This is a genomic window from Planococcus sp. BI3 (assembly GCF_056680115.1).
On the sequence record NZ_CM155266.1, the window covers coordinates 145,689 to 164,961 of the forward strand.

Genomic DNA, 19,273 nt, shown 5'->3' on the forward strand with positions numbered 1-19,273 from the left:
TCGTCCCTTTCCAGGGATGGGGGCTTTTTATTATGCCTACAGGAGGAATGGAAATGGAATACAAAGATACGTTATTGATGCCGAAAACAGATTTTCCGATGCGTGGCAATTTGCCGAATCGGGAACCGGAAATGCAACAGAAATGGGAAGAGATGGATATCTACAAGAAAGTATTGGATCGCACCAAAGGCCGTCCTTTCTTCATCCTTCATGATGGGCCTCCCTATGCGAACGGCGATTTGCATATGGGCCATGCCTTAAACAAAGTATTAAAAGATATGATCGTGCGCTCCCGCTCGATGATGGGCTTCCACGCACCATACGTTCCAGGCTGGGATACACACGGATTGCCGATTGAGCAGGCTTTGACGAACAAAGGCGTCAATCGCAAAGAAATGTCACTAGCGGAATTCCGCAAGCTTTGTGAAGAATATGCCTATCAGCAAATCGACAGCCAGCGTTCACAATTCAAACGAATCGGTGTCCGCGGTGATTGGGACAATCCATACGTAACGTTAAATCCGGCATACGAAGCACGCCAAATTGAAGTATTCGGCAAAATGGCCAATAAAGGCTATATCTATAAAGGGCTAAAGCCGGTTTATTGGTCCCCGTCAAGTGAATCATCACTTGCTGAAGCCGAAATCGAATACCATGATAAAAAATCTCCTTCTATCTACGTATCTTTCCCTGTCACTGACGGCAAAGGCGTTTTGGTTGAAGGAACAAAATTGGTGATCTGGACAACCACACCTTGGACAATCCCGGCAAACCTTGGAATTTCTGTACATGCCAAATTGGATTATGCGGAAGTTTCCGTAAACGGCTCACTGTATATCATTGCTCAGGAGCTATTGAAAGAAGTTGCGGAAGAATTGGGCTGGACGGATTACGAAGTCGTCCGCGTATTGCAAGGTGCCGAAATGGAAAATATCCTGGCGAAGCATCCATTATATGACCGGACTTCATTGGTCATGCTGGGTGATCACGTAACGACTGATTCTGGTACAGGCTGCGTCCATACGGCACCTGGCCATGGTGAAGATGACTTCCTGATCGGCAAGAAATACGGGTTGGGGATTCTTTGTCCAGTTGATGAGCGCGGAGTCATGACAGATGAAGCTCCTGGATTTGAAGGGGAATTCTATGACAAAGCCAACAAATCCATCACAGAAGCGCTGGACAATGCGGGCGCTCTTGAGAAACTTTCCTTTATTACGCACTCGTATCCGCATGACTGGCGGACGAAAAAACCGGTCATCTACCGTGCAACGGCTCAGTGGTTTGTATCGATCGATGCATTCCGCGACCAGATCCTGAAAGCCATCGGAGAAACTTCGTTCACACCGGCATGGGGCGAAACACGCCTGTATAATATGCTGCGCGACCGCGGAGATTGGAACATTTCACGCCAACGCGTATGGGGAGTTCCGATTCCAGTATTCTACGCTGAAAATGGCGATCCGGTCATCACAGAAGAAACGATTGCGCATATTGCAGATCTGTTCCGTGAAAACGGTTCGAATATCTGGTTTGAACGTCCAGCGGCAGAATTACTGCCTGCAGGATTCACCCATCCGAGCAGCCCGAACGGCTTGTTCACGAAAGAGATGGACATCATGGATGTTTGGTTCGATTCAGGATCGTCTCATCAGGGTGTACTTGTTGAGCGTGAAGATCTGCAGTACCCGGCGGATCTGTATCTGGAAGGATCTGACCAATACCGCGGCTGGTTCAACTCTTCGTTGACGACAAGTGTCGCAATTAACGGCATCGCACCTTATAAAGGCATCCTGAGCCATGGTTTCACGCTTGACGGCAATGGCCGCAAGATGAGCAAGTCGCTCGGCAACGTCATTGTGCCATCGAAAGTGATGAACCAAATGGGAGCGGACATTCTGCGTTTGTGGGTTGCTTCTGTAGACTATACTGCGGACGTTCGAGTTTCTGACGAGAACTTCAAGCAGGTATCGGAAGTTTACCGCAAAATCCGCAACACGCTGAAATTCCTTCACGGAAACTTGGCTGATTTCAATGAAAAAGAGAATCGCGTGGCATTTGAAGATATGCGCGAAATGGATCAATACATGGCGATGAAACTGCAGAAGATGGTGGAGACAGTTCGGAAATCATACGAAACCTACGAATTTTCAACGATCTACCATGCATTGAATAATTACTGCGCCAACGACTTGAGTTCTTTCTATCTGGATGTCGCGAAGGATGTCGTCTATATCGAAAGCGCTGATAATCTGCACCGCCGTGCGATGCAGACCGTCATGTTCGATTCGTTGATGGCGATTCTTAAGCTGTCGGCACCGATCATTCCGCATACAGCTGATGAGTTGTGGTCATACCTGAGCTTTGTTGAAGAAGAAAGTGTTCAATTGACCGACTTCCCAGAAGCCGTTTCGAATCCGGCGTTTGAAGGCCTGGATGAAAAGTGGGGCCGCTTCATGGATGTCCGTGATGATGTGCTGAAGGCATTGGAAGAAGCACGCGCCGCTAAAACCATCGGTAAATCACTGGAAGCAAAAGTGACGGTTTACGGCAATGAAGAACTTGCGTCTCTTCTGGCTTCAACTGATGAAAATCTGGCTCAATTGTTCATCGTATCCAAATACGAATACGGTGGCACTCAGGACCAGGCGCCGGACTATGCTGTAGAGCTGAACGAAGTTTCGGTGACAGTTGAAAAAGCGGAAGGCGAGAAATGTGAGCGCTGCTGGACGATTTCTGAAGAAATTGGCCAAAGCGAAGCACATCCGGCATTATGCCCTCGTTGTGCAAGCGTAGTAGAAACACAATACGCGTAAGCAAAGCTGAACGCCTATTCACAAGAAAGGTTTGGAGAACCGGCTATCCGGTTTTTCAGACCTTTACTTTTTTTGCTGACATTGTGTTAAAATAGATTGACTGCTGAATTGACGGAGGATACGGATGTTTATTTATTATGGAATCGCATTATTGATAATCGCATTAGACCAATGGACAAAATGGCTGGTTCTGAAAAATATGGAATTGGGTGAACGGATTTCGGTAATTGACCCTTATCTCGGATGGCTTTCACACCGCAATCGTGGAGCTGCCTGGGGAATGCTGGAGGGACAGATGTGGCTGTTTGCGATCATCACCGTGGCAGTCATCATCGGAATTCTTTACTATTTTCATAAACATGCCAAAGGGCAGCCCCTGTTTCAACTGAGTTTGATGGTTCTTTTAGGTGGGGCGGTCGGCAATTTCATCGACCGGATGCTGCGCGGAGAAGTCGTCGATTTTGTTGATGTGCTGATTCCAGTAATCAATTATGATTTTCCGATATTTAATGTTGCGGATGCTGCTTTGACGATCGGTGTCGTATTGATGATCATCTATATTATTTATGACGAAAAACAACAAAAGAAAAAGGTGTCTTAATGGAAGATTTAACGATTGAAATTTTAGAGGAAATGGCCGGCGAACGATTAGACAAAGCCGTGTCATCGATAGATGAAGAATGGTCACGTTCACAGATTGCCAACTGGGTCAAAGAAGGTGCCGTAAAAGTTAACGGCCTTACCGTAAAACCGAATTACAAAGTGCGTTTGCAGGACATCATCATAGTCACGCCTCCAGAGCTTGTAGAACTGGATGTTGTGCCTGAAGACCTAAACTTGGAAATCGTCTATGAAGACGAAGATGTACTGGTGGTCAACAAACCAAAAGGGATGGTTGTCCATCCGGCTCCAGGACATGCCAAAGGCACATTGGTGAATGGCTTGATGCATCAATGCACGGACCTTTCAGGAATCAATGGTGTGGTGCGTCCAGGGATTGTCCATAGAATCGATAAAGATACTTCTGGTTTATTGATGGTGGCCAAAAATGATGCTTCCCATACATCATTAGTCGATCAATTGGTGAAAAAGACTGTTACCCGTAAATACGTAGCGCTTGTACACGGCCACATTCCTCATGATAAGGGAACGATTCAAGCGCCGATTGCACGCGATCCGAAAGAACGCCAGAACATGGCAATCGTTGATAGAGGAAAGCATGCAGTAACGCATTTCCGCGTATTGGAGCGCTTCGGCAATTTCACGCTGGTGGAATGTCGCCTGGAAACGGGAAGAACCCATCAAATCCGTGTCCATATGAAGTATATCGGTTACCCGCTTGTCGGCGATCCAAAATACGGACCGAAAAAAACGATGGATGTTGGCGGACAGGCTTTGCACGCGGAAGTCATTGGATTTGTTCATCCGAAATCCGGCGAATACATGGAGTTTTCTGTAGAACCGCCAGCTGAATTTGCAGAACTTCTGGAATCTCTTCGCGACAAGGATTGACAAACCCGATCACCTTTCTTTATACTTGAAAAAACGAACTGAATAACAAACACCTTTAATAACAGTCCAGAGAGGCTGAGAAGGTATTTACGCAAGCCGGAAGTTTGTCTTCCGTGCTGAATTTTTCTGCGCATCTATTCTCTTGCCTCTCGGGCAAGAGGTTTTTTATTTGCAAAAAAGGAGCGGATCCCATGGTGGAAAAAGCGGATATTCTGGACGAACAGGCAATTGCTCGTGCCATCACCCGTATTGCACACGAAATCATCGAACGCAATAAAGGCATCGATGAATGCATACTGGTCGGCATCAAGACGCGTGGAGCTTTTATCGCGAAGCGTCTGGCAGAAAAAATAGAGAAAATTGAAGGGCGTCCGATCATGAAAGGTGAACTTGATATCACCCTTTACAGAGACGACCTGAGCATCAAAACGAAAAATCAGGAACCGCTTGTGCAGCAGGTGGACATCAAGCACAGCATCCTGGATAAAAAAGTCATCCTGGTGGATGATGTGCTTTACACAGGGCGGACAGTACGGGCTGCAATGGACGCCGTCATGGATCTTGGCCGGCCGGCACAGATCCAGTTGGCTGTACTGATTGACCGGGGGCACCGGGAGTTGCCGATCCGTGCCGATTTTGTCGGAAAAAACATTCCGACTTCGAGTGATGAACGGATTGTCGTACAAATGATTGAAAGCGACCAGGTTGACCGGGTAGCCATTCACGAATAGAGAGATAGAGACAGGGGAGAACGGAAATTGAGCGAAGCCATTTTAGATGTACACGATAAACCGAAAGCAGCACAATGGATCTCATTAAGCCTGCAGCACATGTTTGCAATGTTTGGAGCGACCATCCTGGTGCCGCAGCTGGTGGGTTTGAGCCCAGCCATCGCATTGTTGACAAGTGGTATCGCCACTATCATCTTCATCATCATCACCCAATTTAAAGTGCCGGCGTATCTGGGATCTTCATTCGCCTTTATCGTGCCGATTACCATCGCCACTGAAACCGGCGGCATCGGATCAGCAATGATCGGCGCCATGTTCGTGTCATTGGTCTACGCCATCGTCGCGCTGATCATCTGGAAAACAGGTTACAGGTGGCTCATGAAACTGCTTCCGCCGATAGTGGTGGGTCCTGTCATCATCGTCATCGGACTGGCTTTATCCGGTACAGCGGTGGATATGGCAATGACCATTCCGGTTGGAGAAGGCTCAGAGTACAGCCTGCTGCATTTCTCGGCAGCCATCGTCACATTGTTGACAGCGATCATCTGCAATATCTACTTCAAGAACATCATTTCATTGATGCCCATCCTGATCGGCATCATCGTGGGCTATGTCTATTCAGCCGCCATCGGCATCATCGATTATTCAGCTATCAGTGCAGCAAGCTGGTTCGCAGTGCCGGAGTTCCTGATTCCAGGAGTGGATTATTCGTTCCAGGTCACACCAACCTTGCTGTTCGTCATGGTTCCGATTGCCATCGTCACGATTTCAGAACATATCGGACATCAACTGGTACTTGGCAAAATCGTAAATCGCAATTACATAAAAGACCCGGGCTTGCATCGCTCGATTCTGGGCGACGGCATCGGGACCTTTATTTCTTCACTGGTCGGTGGCCCGCCAAAGACCACATACGGTGAAAACATCGGCGTTCTGGCCATTACGAAAGTGTTCTCGGTTTATGTCATTCTTGGAGCTGCGGTGTTCGCCACCGCCTTCTCTTTCCTGGGCAAACTGATGGCAGTCATCGAGACCATTCCGACAGCAGTTCTTGGCGGAATTTCAATCCTGCTGTTCGGCATCATCGCTTCTTCAGGGCTGCGCATGCTGGTAGACAATAACATCGACTTTGGCAACAACCGCAACCTGGTAATCTCTTCAGTGATTCTGGTCATCGGAATCGGAGGAGCCAAGCTGGAGTTCAGCGAATCCTTCTCTATTGAAGGCATGGCACTCGCCGCTATTGTCGGCGTCATCTTGAATCTGGTGCTGCCAGGAATGAATAAAAAAGAATTAGACGACGGAACTGAATAATCACCTTTTAATGAATGTCCAGAGAGGCATGGAAAGGGTTGAAGATTGGGGTGGACGCTACCCTTCTTTCCTCACACCTTCCTGCCCCTGGGAAGGTGTTTTTTTTGTCTGAGGGATGAAAGGATGAGATGATTTTGCCGAATTTACTATCCATGAACAACTTGGAAAACAAAACGATCATGAGCTTGCTGGAGCGGGCTGGAGAATTTCAGCGCGGGGAAAAGGCGCCAATCGATGGTACAGTCGTTAATCTGTTTTTCGAACCGAGCACACGGACCAAGATGAGCTTTGAGATGGCCGAACATAAACTGGGGCTGGCTGTCCTGCCGTTTGAAACAGCTTTTTCCAGCATCCTGAAAGGCGAGACGCTGTATGACACGGTCAAGACAATGGAAGCAATCGGCGTAAACGCGGTCATCATCCGCCACGAAGAAGAGGAATACTACCAGCAGCTGGAAGGCTGCAATGTAGCGGTCATCAACGGAGGAGATGGATCGGGTCAGCATCCGACGCAGTCCCTGCTGGACTTGATGACGATCTACCAGGAGTTCGGGCGCATCGAAGGGGTTCACGTCACGATCGTCGGGGATATCGCACACAGCCGCGTAGCAAAATCAAATGCAGCAGCTCTTCAGAAATTGGGGGCAGAAGTGACTTTCATCTGTCCAGCAGAATGGAGCGGAGAGTATGAGTCATCCGAACACCTGGACGACTTTATTGAAAAGACGGATGTGGTGATGATGCTCCGGGTTCAGCATGAGCGCCACGCAGTATCGGCCCTCTTTTCGAAAGATAATTACCATGAGCAGTTTGGCTTGACGATTGAACGCGAGAAGAAGATGAAAGACGGCGCAATCATCATGCATCCGGCACCGATCAACCGAGGCGTGGAAATTGCAGATTGCCTCGTCGAATGCGAACGCTCACGAATTTTTAAACAAATGGCTAACGGAGTATTTGTCCGGATGGCAGTACTTGAATACGCATTGAAAGGGAGAGATTAACTTGAATTTATTCATCAAAAACGTAAACATGCTGCAAAACGGAGAACTTGCTCCAACCACTATCCGCATTTCGGACGGCAAAATCGCTGAAATCGGAACAGACTTGAAAGTGAACGGCGAAGCGGAAATTGACGGCAAAGGCCGGATGATCGCACCAGGATTTGTCGATGTCCACGTGCATTTGCGTGAACCGGGCGGCGAGCAGAAAGAAACGATCGAAAGCGGGACAAAGTCAGCAGCAAAAGGCGGCTTCACCACCATCTGCGCCATGCCGAACACGCGGCCTGTTCCCGATACGAAAGAAAATCTGCAGCTGGTCAACGGATTGATCGAAAAAAATGCGCTTATCCGGGTTTTGCCGTATGCTTCCATCACCATCCGGGAAGCAGGGAAAGAACGCACGAACTTGCAGGAGCTGAAAGAAAACGGGGCTTTCGCTTTCACCGATGACGGAGTGGGCATCCAAGAGGCGGGCATGATGTACGAAACGATGCAGGATGCAGCAAAAATCGATATGGCGGTCGTGGCGCACTGCGAAGACAACAGCCTGATTTACGGAGGCGTCATGCACGAAGGCAAGCGCAGCAAAGAACTTGGGCTGAAAGGGATTCCATCGATTGCAGAATCAGTGCACATCGCGCGCGACATCCTGCTTGCAGAAGCGGCAGGCGCACACTATCATGTCTGCCACGTCAGCACGAAAGAATCGGTCCGAGTCATCCGCGATGCAAAGCGCGCAGGCGTTCGCGTAACCGCCGAAGTGACGCCGCATCACTTGCTGTTGACAGAAGACGATATTCCGGCAGACGACGCGAACTACAAGATGAACCCGCCGCTCCGCGCCAAAGAAGACTGGCAGGCGCTGCACGAAGGCTTGCTTGACGGAACACTGGACTTTATTGCAACAGACCATGCCCCGCACACAGCGGCAGAGAAAACCAATGGCATGAACGGTTCGATGTTCGGGATTGTCGGATTTGAAACGGCGTTTCCGCTGCTCTACAGCAAGTTTGTAGAAACCGGCACATGGACGCTGCAGCAATTGATCGACTGGCTGACCATCAAGCCGAGCGAAACCTTCAACTTGCCGTATGGTACAGTGGCATTGGGCCAAACTGCGGATTTGGTATTACTGGATCTGGAAAAACAGCAGGCCATCGACGCAGATGGGTTTTTATCGAAAGGCAGAAACACACCGTTTGACGGCTGGAATTGTAAGGGCTGGCCCGTGATGACTATTTTTGGTGGAGAAATCGTATGGCAGGAGGAGACAAATTGATGAAACGTTATTTGATCTTAGAAGACGGTACGGTATTTGAAGGAACAGCATTCGGAGGCGAAGGTGCTTCAGTAGGGGAAATCGTTTTTAATACCAGTATGACCGGCTACCAGGAAATTTTGTCAGATCCTTCTTATTGTGGACAGATTGTCACCATGACTTATCCGCTGATCGGCAATTACGGCATCAACAGCGATGATTTCGAATCGATCGAACCGGCAGTTAAAGGAATGGTGGTCCGTGAAATTGCTGAATTCCCATCCAACTTCAGAAATAAAGCAACGCTCGATGAACTTTTTAAAATCAAAGATATTCCCGGGATCTCCGGTATCGATACACGTAAATTGACGCGCCTGATCCGCTCAAAAGGCGCCATTAAAGGCGTTTTGACTGCAGCAGGCGAAGACGTCAAAGTTGATGAAGTCGTGAAGACCCTTCAGTCGACAGAACTGCCAAGAAATCAAGTGGCACAGGTTTCAACCGCACGCCCTTATCCAAGCCCAGGCCGCGGCAAGCGTGTGGTGCTGATTGATTATGGCATGAAGCACGGCATCCTGCGCGAGCTCAATAATCGTGACTGTGATGTGATCGTCGTACCATATAACACCTCTTCTAAAGAAATACTGGCGTGGGGACCGGACGGCGTCATGCTGTCGAATGGCCCTGGAGATCCAAAAGATGTAGAAGAATGTGTGGAAGTGGTCCGCGAACTGCTTGGGGAAGTTCCGATTTTCGGCATCTGCCTCGGCCACCAATTATTCGCAAGAGCCTGTGGAGCAGATACTTTCAAGCTGAAGTTCGGCCACCGGGGCGGCAACCATCCGGTCCGTGACCTGGTCACCGGAAAAATTGAAATCACCTCCCAGAACCATGGCTATGCGGTAGATGAAGAAACACTGCAAGGCACACGCCTGAAAGTGACGCACAGCGCATTGAACGACGGAACGAATGAAGGGCTGGCACATTTGGATTTTCCTGCTTTCACTGTCCAGTACCATCCGGAATCCTCACCGGGCCCGGAAGACTCGAACTACTTATTCGACCGTTTTATCGATGTCATGAACGCAACTCGAAAGGAGCAACAACATGCCTAAAAGACAAGATATTCAAAGTATACTCGTAATCGGATCCGGACCTATCGTCATCGGACAAGCAGCGGAGTTTGACTATGCAGGAACACAGGCCTGCCTGGCATTGAAGGAAGAGGGCTACCGTGTCATCCTCATCAACTCGAATCCGGCGACCATCATGACGGATACCGAAATTGCAGATAAAGTCTATATCGAACCGATCACACTGGAATTCGTCAGCCGCATCTTGCGCAAAGAGCGTCCGGATGCACTGCTTCCGACACTCGGAGGCCAAACGGGATTGAACATGGCGATTGAACTTGACGAATCGGGCATTCTGGACGAATTGAATATCGAAATCTTGGGCACCAAGCTCGAAGCGATCCATAAAGCGGAAGACCGTGACCTTTTCAGAACGTTGATGAATGAACTCGGGGAACCGGTTCCGGATTCGGATATTATCCACAACATGGCTGAAGCGGAGAAATTCATCGCACGTGTCGGCTATCCGGTCATCGTCCGCCCGGCTTTCACTTTAGGCGGCACAGGCGGGGGGATATGCCACAATTACGAAGAATTGAAGGAAATCGTTGCGAGCGGCTTGAAATATAGTCCAGTGACGCAATGCCTGCTGGAAAAATCGATTGCCGGCTTCAAGGAAATCGAATACGAAGTGATGCGCGATAAGAACGATACAGCGATTGTCGTCTGCAACATGGAAAACATCGATCCGGTCGGCATCCATACAGGCGATTCGATTGTCGTGGCGCCAAGCCAGACCTTGTCGGACCGGGAATACCAGATGCTGCGCAATGTGTCATTGAAAATTATCCGTGCGCTGAAAATTGAAGGCGGCTGCAACGTGCAACTGGCACTCGACCCATTCAGCTTTAATTACTACATCATCGAAGTAAATCCGCGTGTCAGCCGGTCTTCTGCACTGGCTTCTAAAGCGACGGGCTATCCGATCGCCAAACTGGCTGCCAAAATCGCAGTCGGCCTGACATTGGATGAAATGATGAACCCGGTCACCGGCCGGACTTACGCCGCTTTCGAACCGGCACTGGACTATGTTGTCACGAAAATCCCGCGCTGGCCGTTTGATAAATTCGAAGCGGCAAAACGCAATTTGGGCACCCAGATGAAAGCGACAGGAGAAGTGATGGCCATGGGCCGCACGTTCGAAGAATCGATCCTGAAAGCGGTGCGTTCACTGGAAACAGGCCAATTCCACCTGGAGCTCAAAAATGCCGATGCCATGAGCGATGAATGGATTCAAAAACGCATCTGCCGCGCAGGAGATGAGCGTCTGTTCTTTATCGGCGAAGCGCTGCGCCGCGGGGTGACGATTGAAACCATCAACGAATGGAGCCAAATCGATTTATTCTTCCTGAAAAAATTCGAAAACATCGTCAAATATGAAGAAGTATTGAAAAACGCGGCTTTCGATTACGACACAGCCAAACGTGCGAAGCGCCTGGGCTTTGCGGACCGGACGATTGCGAAGCTTTGGAATACGACCGAGCAGGAAGTTTACAACTGGCGCAAAGAAAACAAATTAATGCCGGTCTATAAGATGGTTGATACATGTGCTGCAGAGTTCGAATCCGAAACGCCTTATTTCTACGGCACGTACGAAGATGAAAACGAATCGGTGAAAACGGACAAAGAATCCGTCATCGTACTCGGATCAGGCCCAATCCGCATTGGCCAGGGAGTCGAATTCGATTACGCCACAGTCCATTCCGTCTGGGCCATCAAAGAAGCGGGCTATGAAGCGATCATCGTCAACAACAACCCGGAAACCGTCTCGACGGATTTCTCGATATCAGACAAACTCTATTTCGAGCCTTTGACGATTGAAGATGTCATGCACATTGTCGACCTGGAACAGCCGAAAGGCGTCGTTGTCCAGTTCGGCGGGCAGACAGCGATCAATCTGGCGGAGAAACTGGAACAGAACGGCGTCAAGATCCTGGGAACTTCACTGGAGGATACGGACCGGGCTGAAAACCGCAATAAATTCGAAGCCGCCCTGCACGAAATTGGCATTCCGCAGCCTTTAGGCAAAACGGCTGTCAACGCGAAAGAAGCGATCATCATTGCAGCTGACATCGGCTATCCGGTCTTGGTCCGCCCTTCTTATGTCCTCGGGGGACGTGCAATGGAAATCGTCTACAACGAAGAAGATTTAGAGTATTATATGGAGCATGCAGTGGAAGCAAGCCCGGAACATCCGGTGCTGGTCGACCGTTACCTGACAGGCATCGAAATCGAAGTGGATGCCATCTCGGATGGAGAAAACGTGCTGATTCCAGGCATCATGGAGCATATCGAACGCGCAGGCGTCCATTCGGGCGACTCGATCGCGGTATATCCGACGCAAAACATCTCGACGGAATTATTGGATACACTGGTCGACTATACGACGCGCCTGGCCAAAGGGCTGAACATCATCGGCTTGCTGAATATCCAGTACGTCATTTCCAAAGGTGAAGTCTACGTGATTGAAGTCAATCCGCGCTCTAGCCGGACCGTGCCCTTCATGAGCAAGATCACCTCCATCCCGATGGCCAATATCGCGACAAAAGCGATCTTGGGGCAAAGCATTGTCGACCAAGGCTTTACACCAGGCCTTGCACCAATTTCAAAAGGTGTTTTTGTCAAAGTACCGGTCTTCTCCTTCGCGAAGCTTCGCCGAGTTGACATCACGCTTGGGCCTGAAATGAAATCCACCGGAGAAGTCATGGGCAAAGACACGACACTTGAAAAAGCGTTGTACAAAGGCTTGGCAGCAGCCGGCATGGAAGTCAAAGACCACGGAACGGTGCTGTTGACAGTAGCGGACAAAGACAAAGAAGAAGCAGTCGGCTTAGCGAAACGCTTTAAAGCGATCGGCTACCAGATCATGGCGACCGGTGGCACAGCGAAAGCCTTCGAAGAAGCAGGGATTGCCGTTGCACCAATCGGCAAAATCGGTTCAGAAGGCAAAACCTTGCTGGATGTCATCCAAAACGGCGACACGCAGCTTGTCATCAACACTTTGACCAAAGGCAAGCAGCCGCAGCGTGACGGTTTCCGCATCCGCCGCGAATCGGTCGAGAACGGCATTCCTTGCCTGACTTCACTGGATACGGCAGAAGCAATGCTGCGCGTCATCGAATCCATGACCTTCTCAGCTGAAGAAATGGGGGCAGGTGTATGATCAAACAAGAACGTATGCAAGTCATTAAGCAGCAGGAAATCGCCAAGCATATTTTTGAACTGACTCTACAGGGCAGCTTGGCCAATGAAATGGCAGAACCGGGGCAATTTGTCCATATCCGTGTGGCAGACAGCTTTGAACCGTTGCTGCGCCGGCCGATTTCGGTAGCATCCATTGATTTGGAAGCTTCCCAATTCACCATGATCTACCGGGCGGAAGGACGGGGAACAGGGTTGCTTTCAGAAAAGAAACCAGGCGACACGCTGGATGTCCTGGGCCCGCTTGGCCACGGCTTTCCCGTGGAAGAAGCCCAGAAAAAAGCGTATTTGATCGGCGGGGGAATCGGTGTGCCGCCATTGTACGAACTGGCGAAACAATTGAACGCAAGCGGCATTGAAACCGTCCATATCTTAGGGTTTGAAAGCAAGCAGGCTGTCTTCTATGAAGACAAGTTCCGGGCACTCGGCGACACACATATCGCCACAGTCGACGGCTCTCATGGCACGCAAGGCTTCGTGACGCATATCCTCAATGAACTGCCGACTGATTTCGATACGTATTACAGCTGTGGGCCGACGGCGATGCTGGAAGCGGTGCAATGGGCTTATCCGCAGAAAAAAGGTTTCCTATCCTATGAGCAGCGGATGGGCTGCGGCATCGGGGCATGCTTTGCCTGTGTCTGCCGGACAACGAAAAGCGAAACGGATTACATCAAGGTATGTTCAGATGGACCGGTATTTCCAGCAGGAGTGGTGATTTCATGACAGATTTAACAGTTAAACTTCCAGGACTCCATTTAAAGAATCCGATCATGCCGGCATCCGGCTGTTTCGGTTTCGGCAAAGAGTATGCGCAGCTGTATGACTTGTCGCAGCTCGGCGCCATCATGATCAAAGCGACGACCGTTGAAACGCGTCTCGGCAATCCGACGCCGCGCGTAGCGGAAACGGCATCCGGCATGTTGAACGCCATCGGCCTGCAGAATCCGGGACTTGAAAAAGTGGCCGGCCAGGAACTGCCGTGGCTCGAACAATACGACGTGCCGATCATTGCCAACGTAGCCGGCACCACGACTGAAGATTATGTGGAAGTCGCGAAAGCCATTTCACAGGCGCCGAATGTCCATGCGCTGGAAATCAATATTTCCTGTCCGAACGTTAAACTTGGGGGCATCACATTCGGAACAGACCCTGACATTGCCCGCGAGTTGACGCGCGCAGTGAAAGAAGTTTCTTCGGTCCCTGTCTACATCAAATTGTCGCCGAATGTCACAGACATTGTTTCAATCGCCAAAGCGGTAGAAGAAGGCGGAGCGGATGGCATCACGATGATCAATACGCTGCTTGGCATGCGCATGGACACCAAAACCGGACGTCCGATCATCGCCAATATTACAGGTGGGCTGTCCGGCCCCGCCATCAAACCGGTGGCGTTGCGGATGGTCTATGAAGTCAGCAAGCACACCAAATTGCCGATTATCGGCATGGGCGGCGTCACCAATGTGGATGATGTCATCGACTTCCTGTCAGCAGGCGCCAGCGCCGTAGCTGTCGGAACCGCCAATTTCGTCAATCCCTTTGTCTGCCCTGAAATCATCGGGCAACTGCCGGAACGTTTGCATGAACTTGGATTTGATTCAGTCGAACAACTTGTCGGAAGGAGCCACCGTCTGTGAATAAACCCATCATTGCTTTAGACTTTGCATCAAAACAACAAGTAGAGGAGTTTCTCGCTCAGTTTTCCGAGCCGCTTTTTGTAAAAGTAGGCATGGAGCTTTATTTTCAGGAAGGGCCGGAACTGATCCGTTACATCAAGTCATTGGGACATGACATTTTCCTGGACCTGAAACTGCACGACATCCCGAACACGGTGGAATCCGCTATGCGCGGCTTGTCCAAACTGGGTGTGGATATGGTCAATGTCCATGCCGCTGGCGGGCTGGAAATGATGAAGGCCGCAAAACGCGGGTTGGCAGGCAGTGACACAAAACTCATCGCTGTGACGCAGCTGACTTCGACGAATGAAGAAGAAATGCATGAAGACCAACTCGTTTATGTCAGTCTTGAAGAATCGGTGCTGCACTATGCGAAGCGGGCGATGAAGGCGGGACTGGACGGCGTAGTCTGCTCCGTACTTGAAGCCCAAGCAATCACAAAGGTCTGCGGTCCGGATTTCCTGTGTGTGACACCAGGCATCCGTCCGGCAGAAGTTTCAGCTGATGATCAGAAACGGGTGGCGACACCTGAAGAAGCGCGTGCAAAAGGGTCCAGCCATATTGTGGTCGGACGAGCCATTACGAAGTCGGCGAATCCATCAGAAAGCTACAGACAGATTGCAGCAGAATGGAGTGGACAATCTTGAAAAATGAAATTGCAAACCATTTATTATCCATCGGAGCGGTGGAGCTGCGTCCGCAGGATCCATTTACATGGGCGTCCGGCGTCAAATCACCGATTTACTGCGATAACCGCTTGACGATGTCTTATCCGACAGTGCGAAAAGACATTGCCGCGGGATTAGCGGAAACGATCAAAGAGTTCTATCCGGAATGCGAAGTGGTTGCTGGAACGGCGACTGCAGGCATCCCACATGCTGCCTGGGTCAGCGATCTGCTTGAATTGCCGATGGTCTATGTGCGTTCCAAAGCGAAAGAACATGGCCAGACAAATATGATTGAAGGCAAAGTGGAGCCAGGCAAAAAAGTGGTGGTGGTGGAAGACCTGATCTCCAAAGGCGGATCGGTGTTGCAGGCGGCACAGGCACTCGAAGCGGCAGGCTTTGACGTGCTGGGCATTGTGGCGATCTTCACCTACGATTTGCCGCAGTCGATCGAAGCAATCACAGGGGCTGGATACACCTTCCACACACTGACGGATTTTCCGGCTTTGGTCGAACAGGCATTGAATACAGGTGCCATCAATGAAGAAGATATGCCGATGCTCGCTGATTGGCATGAAAAGTTAAAAGCAGGAACCTTAAACAGCTGACCTTTGGGTCGGCTGTTTTTATATACCGCTTGTCAATGGAGTGTTGGACTATCGACAATCAATTTCTAGTTGTCCATCAACAGAGAATTTAACCGACTGTCCGACTGCCATAGATACAAATGCCTCATGAGGATGAATTTTATTTGGCTGTCCTGTATGATGAAACTGATAGCACGAACGACTGAAAGGGGATTTTTATGACTATTCCACAGCAGCAATTAAATAGCTGGATCGAAAACTATCCACTGTTGAACAACATCATTCGTTTAGAGCCGGTAGTCTGGCTGAATCCGAATCTTCAAAAGATGGCTGATATGTCCGGTCTGCCAGTGGATCTGGAGGATATGACAGATGCAGAACAGTTATGGCAGCGGTTTGCGCCTTACCTGGCAGCTGAATTTGACGACACGACAGCGGCAAAAGGGATTGTCGAATCGCCATTGCGTGAAATTCCTGAAATGAAAGAGCAGCTCATCGCCAACTATGGCAGAAATCTGCCGGGCAGGCTTTTCTTGAAATGCGACAATGAATTGCCGATAGCGGGATCCATCAAAGCACGCGGCGGCGTTTACGAAGTGCTGCATCATGCAGAAAGATTGGCCATGGATGCCGGCTTGTCGGAAGCTGGACAATCTTACGAGCAATTCTCATCCGAGCGGTTCAAGCAATTTTTCAACCAGTATTCCATTGGCGTAGGCTCCACGGGGAATTTGGGCCTCAGCATCGGCATCATCAGCGCCAAGCTCGGTTTCCAGGTATCCGTCTATATGTCTTCAGATGCCAAGCAGTGGAAAAAAGACTTGCTCCGTGAAAAAGGGGCGGAAGTTGTGGAGTTTGAAGGGGATTTCAGCGAAGCGATTTTGTCGGGGCGCGAAGAGACGTTCGGCAAGCCGGATGCTTATTTTGTCGACGACGAAAAGTCTAAACACTTGTTTTTAGGCTATAGCGTCGCTGCGTTCCGCCTCAAACAGCAGTTGGATAATGCGGACATCCAAGTGGATGCCGAGCATCCGCTCTTTGTTTACCTGCCGTGCGGAGTGGGCGGAGCTCCCGGAGGAATTGCGTTCGGTCTGCGCCAGGTCTTTGGCGACGCAGTCCATTGCTTTTTCGTGGAACCGACGCATTCGCCCGCAGTGCTGATCGGCTTGATGACCGGCGAAAAAGACAAGGTCAGCGTCCAGGATTTCGGCATCGACAATGTGACGGAAGGGGACGGGTTGGCAGTCGGCAGGCCTTCGAGCTTTGCGTCTGGCATCAGCGAAAAAACTGTCAGCGGCATCTACACGGTGGAAGATCAGGATCTGTTTAAATTATTGGCGCTGCTGGCGGACAGTGAAGGCATCTTCGTCGAACCATCTGCTACTGCGGGATTGCTGGGTCCACTGGAAATTCAGCCAACTGAATACGCTGAAACGAATAAAATCCCAATGTCGGCTGCGACCCACGTCGTCTGGTCAACAGGCGGCGCTTTGGTGCCGAAAGAGGAAATGGACGGGTTTTATCAACGCGGCAAAACCTATTTGAGAGGTGCTGAGTAAATGGATTCTTCTTGGATACTGATTATAGTTGGAGCCGTTCTAGTGTTTGGCTACATCTTTTACAATGCTACGGAACAGCGGGTAAAAGCCTTGGAAACCAGAATCAGGCATGTGGAGAAACTTCTCCAACACGCTACGCAAGGCCAAAAAATAGCAGAGCCTGATATCAATGAAGAACTTCGGGAACTTCTGCAAAAAGGGAAAATGGTCGAAGCCGTCAAGCGTACAAGACAGGAGTTCGGCTGGTCTTTGCTGGAAGCAAAGCAATACGTGGATGAATTGAAGGCCGGCAACTGATGCAGCGATGTGTAGATTGCCAGACGCCATTTACCTGGAAGCAAATCAGCAAATCATTATGGCTTGCATACAAACCCATCGCCTGTCCCGGTTGCGGCAAGCTCCATAAAGTCCAATTCCTATCACGCATTATGGCTTCATTAATGCTGGTGGGACCCCTTTTTGTATTGAATGTTCTTCCGCCTTTTGCGGGTACATGGGGTTTTTTCATTAGTGTGTTGGTCATAATGCCTGCAGTTTTATTGATGCTGCCGTCGATAATGCGGTACCGGCTTGCCTGAAAGATCCTCATTGTGGGGATCTTTTTTATTTTGCAGGATATTTGAATCTGGGGGCGAATAATGGTAATAACAAAATCAAAGGAAAGGAGGGAGAAAACATGAGTGTCCAATCCAGCCATATTTTCGTCAATTTGCCGGTGAAGAATCTGGAGCGGTCCAAGGCTTTTTTCGAAGAAATTGGATTTGGGTTTGATGAACAGATGACAGATGAAAAAGGCGCATGCATGATTATCGGGCCTTCGATTTACGGGATGCTGCTGACCGAAGATTTTTTCAAGAGTTTCTCAAAAAGGGAAATTGCCGATACCGCAAGCAGCGCTGAAGTGATCACGGCCATCTCGGCAAACAGCAAAGAAGAAGTGGATCGACTGGTTGACGCTGCGTTCAAAGCAGGTGCCCAACAAGCAAGTGAAAAAATGGATGATGAATTTATGTACCTCAAGAGTTTCAAGGATTTGGACGGCCATATGTGGGAAATTATTTATATGGCTGAAGAAGCAACGGGATGAACACAAAAAGGCATCCGGGAGATTTTGTCCCGGATGCCTTTTTCTTTATAGATAATCTGCATAGCGTTTTTCAAGATAGTTCTGCAGAATGGTCATCACAGAACAGATGGCCCAATAGATCAATGCCACCAGAATCAGCATAGTCAACAAATCATATTCACGGGCGCCGACAATCCGTGCCTTCTGGAAAATCTCTGGAACGGTGATCATGGCAGCCAAAGAAGAGGCTTTGATCAGGTCCAGGTAGACATTCGATAAAGGCGGAACCGCAATCCGTATAGATTGTGGAAGAATGATGCGGCGCATGGCCTGCCAGTAGGTCAATCCAAGTGCGGTGGAGGATTCCCATTGGCCTTTATCAACCGATGCCAGTGAAGACCGGAACACTTCGGCAATATAAGCTGCACTATTGATGGTGAAGCCGATCAACGCAGCTTGCACAGCTGTAAATTCGATGCCGATGACCGGCAGGGCAAAATACAGCAAGAACAGGATGACCAGAATCGGGACGCCTCGCATAAACGAAATATACAGGCGGGCCGGAAATTGCAGGATATGCAACCGGGATGTGCGGGCGAGGGCCAGGAAAAAGCCGATGACGATGCCAAGAACCATACTGACCATGGAAATCAATAACGTATAGCCGATTCCTTCCAATACATAGGGCAGGGATTCGATGGCTAAGGCAGGGTCAAAAAGCAATCCCCATTCAATGTCATTCATCAGACAA

18 protein-coding genes and 1 other annotated feature (1 of these 19 running past the window's edge) are annotated in these 19,273 nt (G+C 49.7%); of the genes, 17 read left to right on the forward strand and 1 reads right to left on the reverse strand.

Features of this window, described 5'->3' with window-relative positions:
* Positions 1-11: a binding site (T-box leader), on the forward strand (it extends 204 nt beyond the left edge of the window).
* A gap of 42 nt (positions 12-53) precedes the next feature.
* From ileS to AC1MEO_RS00820, 17 genes are all read left to right on the forward strand, one after another.
* Positions 54-2,816 carry an isoleucine--tRNA ligase gene (gene ileS / locus AC1MEO_RS00740; protein WP_480333735.1) on the forward strand — a complete coding sequence of 921 codons (2,763 nt, stop codon included), beginning with the start codon at positions 54-56 and terminating at the stop codon, positions 2,814-2,816.
* A gap of 124 nt (positions 2,817-2,940) precedes the next feature.
* Positions 2,941-3,417, forward strand: a complete 477-nt coding sequence (gene lspA, locus AC1MEO_RS00745; protein WP_480333736.1) for a signal peptidase II — start codon at positions 2,941-2,943, stop codon at positions 3,415-3,417.
* Positions 3,417-4,328 carry an RluA family pseudouridine synthase gene (locus AC1MEO_RS00750; protein ID WP_480333737.1) on the forward strand — a complete coding sequence of 304 codons (912 nt, stop codon included), beginning with the start codon at positions 3,417-3,419 and terminating at the stop codon, positions 4,326-4,328. The genes lspA and AC1MEO_RS00750 overlap by 1 nt, the downstream gene beginning before the upstream one ends.
* A gap of 194 nt (positions 4,329-4,522) precedes the next feature.
* On the forward strand, positions 4,523-5,059 hold the full coding sequence (gene pyrR / locus AC1MEO_RS00755) for a bifunctional pyr operon transcriptional regulator/uracil phosphoribosyltransferase PyrR (protein WP_480335988.1): 537 nt from the start codon (positions 4,523-4,525) through the stop codon (positions 5,057-5,059).
* A 27-nt stretch (positions 5,060-5,086) separates the two neighbouring features.
* Entirely contained in the window at positions 5,087-6,373 is a 1,287-nt protein-coding gene (locus tag AC1MEO_RS00760) for a solute carrier family 23 protein (RefSeq protein WP_480333738.1), read from the forward strand.
* A gap of 134 nt (positions 6,374-6,507) precedes the next feature.
* Entirely contained in the window at positions 6,508-7,377 is an 870-nt protein-coding gene (locus AC1MEO_RS00765; protein WP_480333739.1) for an aspartate carbamoyltransferase catalytic subunit, read from the forward strand.
* 1 nt (position 7,378) lies between these two features.
* Complete coding sequence (locus AC1MEO_RS00770) at positions 7,379-8,656, forward strand: dihydroorotase (protein WP_480333740.1); 1,278 nt, start codon at positions 7,379-7,381, stop codon at positions 8,654-8,656.
* Positions 8,653-9,750 (forward strand): carbamoyl phosphate synthase small subunit, encoded by a 1,098-nt coding sequence (locus AC1MEO_RS00775; protein WP_480333741.1) that lies wholly within the window; start codon positions 8,653-8,655, stop codon positions 9,748-9,750. The genes AC1MEO_RS00770 and AC1MEO_RS00775 overlap by 4 nt, the downstream gene beginning before the upstream one ends.
* Positions 9,743-12,931 carry a carbamoyl-phosphate synthase large subunit gene (gene carB, locus AC1MEO_RS00780; RefSeq protein ID WP_480333742.1) on the forward strand — a complete coding sequence of 1,063 codons (3,189 nt, stop codon included), beginning with the start codon at positions 9,743-9,745 and terminating at the stop codon, positions 12,929-12,931. The genes AC1MEO_RS00775 and carB overlap by 8 nt, the downstream gene beginning before the upstream one ends.
* The gene (locus tag AC1MEO_RS00785; protein ID WP_480333743.1) at positions 12,928-13,695 is read left to right on the forward strand and encodes a dihydroorotate dehydrogenase electron transfer subunit; all 768 of its coding nucleotides are present in this window, start codon (positions 12,928-12,930) and stop codon (positions 13,693-13,695) included. The genes carB and AC1MEO_RS00785 overlap by 4 nt, the downstream gene beginning before the upstream one ends.
* Positions 13,692-14,606 (forward strand): dihydroorotate dehydrogenase, encoded by a 915-nt coding sequence (locus tag AC1MEO_RS00790; RefSeq protein ID WP_480333744.1) that lies wholly within the window; start codon positions 13,692-13,694, stop codon positions 14,604-14,606. Before AC1MEO_RS00785 ends, AC1MEO_RS00790 begins: the two co-directional genes overlap by 4 nt.
* Complete coding sequence (pyrF, locus tag AC1MEO_RS00795; protein ID WP_480333745.1) at positions 14,603-15,292, forward strand: orotidine-5'-phosphate decarboxylase; 690 nt, start codon at positions 14,603-14,605, stop codon at positions 15,290-15,292. Before AC1MEO_RS00790 ends, pyrF begins: the two co-directional genes overlap by 4 nt.
* Positions 15,289-15,918, forward strand: coding sequence for an orotate phosphoribosyltransferase (pyrE, locus tag AC1MEO_RS00800; RefSeq protein WP_480333746.1), 630 nt, complete (start codon positions 15,289-15,291; stop codon positions 15,916-15,918). The genes pyrF and pyrE overlap by 4 nt, the downstream gene beginning before the upstream one ends.
* A gap of 197 nt (positions 15,919-16,115) precedes the next feature.
* A complete protein-coding gene (locus AC1MEO_RS00805) occupies positions 16,116-17,456 on the forward strand; it encodes a D-serine ammonia-lyase (protein ID WP_480333747.1) in 1,341 nt (446 codons plus the stop codon).
* Positions 17,457-17,753 (forward strand): hypothetical protein, encoded by a 297-nt coding sequence (locus AC1MEO_RS00810; protein ID WP_480333748.1) that lies wholly within the window; start codon positions 17,457-17,459, stop codon positions 17,751-17,753. It abuts the gene before it with no gap.
* Positions 17,753-18,034 (forward strand): TIGR04104 family putative zinc finger protein, encoded by a 282-nt coding sequence (locus AC1MEO_RS00815; RefSeq protein WP_480333749.1) that lies wholly within the window; start codon positions 17,753-17,755, stop codon positions 18,032-18,034. Before AC1MEO_RS00810 ends, AC1MEO_RS00815 begins: the two co-directional genes overlap by 1 nt.
* A gap of 98 nt (positions 18,035-18,132) precedes the next feature.
* A complete protein-coding gene (locus tag AC1MEO_RS00820) occupies positions 18,133-18,543 on the forward strand; it encodes a VOC family protein (RefSeq protein WP_480333750.1) in 411 nt (136 codons plus the stop codon).
* A gap of 45 nt (positions 18,544-18,588) precedes the next feature.
* On the opposite strand, the gene AC1MEO_RS00825 is transcribed toward AC1MEO_RS00820, so the two are convergent.
* Positions 18,589-19,269: an amino acid ABC transporter permease gene (locus AC1MEO_RS00825; RefSeq protein WP_480335990.1), complete on the reverse strand. Its 681-nt coding sequence runs from the start codon at positions 19,267-19,269 to the stop codon at positions 18,589-18,591.
* Between the last annotated feature and the right edge of the window lie 4 nt (positions 19,270-19,273).

Bases quoted from the DNA above. Each gene is read 5' to 3' on its own strand.
- ileS (WP_480333735.1), top strand. From the start codon at position 54: ATGGAATACAAAGATACGTTATTGATGCCGAAAACAGATTTTCCGATG.
- lspA (WP_480333736.1), top strand. From the start codon at position 2,941: ATGTTTATTTATTATGGAATCGCATTATTGATAATCGCATTAGACCAA.
- AC1MEO_RS00750 (WP_480333737.1), top strand. From the start codon at position 3,417: ATGGAAGATTTAACGATTGAAATTTTAGAGGAAATGGCCGGCGAACGA.
- carB (WP_480333742.1), top strand. From the start codon at position 9,743: ATGCCTAAAAGACAAGATATTCAAAGTATACTCGTAATCGGATCCGGA.
- AC1MEO_RS00785 (WP_480333743.1), top strand. From the start codon at position 12,928: ATGATCAAACAAGAACGTATGCAAGTCATTAAGCAGCAGGAAATCGCC.
- AC1MEO_RS00790 (WP_480333744.1), top strand. From the start codon at position 13,692: ATGACAGATTTAACAGTTAAACTTCCAGGACTCCATTTAAAGAATCCG.
- AC1MEO_RS00805 (WP_480333747.1), top strand. From the start codon at position 16,116: ATGACTATTCCACAGCAGCAATTAAATAGCTGGATCGAAAACTATCCA.
- AC1MEO_RS00810 (WP_480333748.1), top strand. From the start codon at position 17,457: ATGGATTCTTCTTGGATACTGATTATAGTTGGAGCCGTTCTAGTGTTT.
- AC1MEO_RS00815 (WP_480333749.1), top strand. From the start codon at position 17,753: ATGCAGCGATGTGTAGATTGCCAGACGCCATTTACCTGGAAGCAAATC.
- AC1MEO_RS00820 (WP_480333750.1), top strand. From the start codon at position 18,133: ATGAGTGTCCAATCCAGCCATATTTTCGTCAATTTGCCGGTGAAGAAT.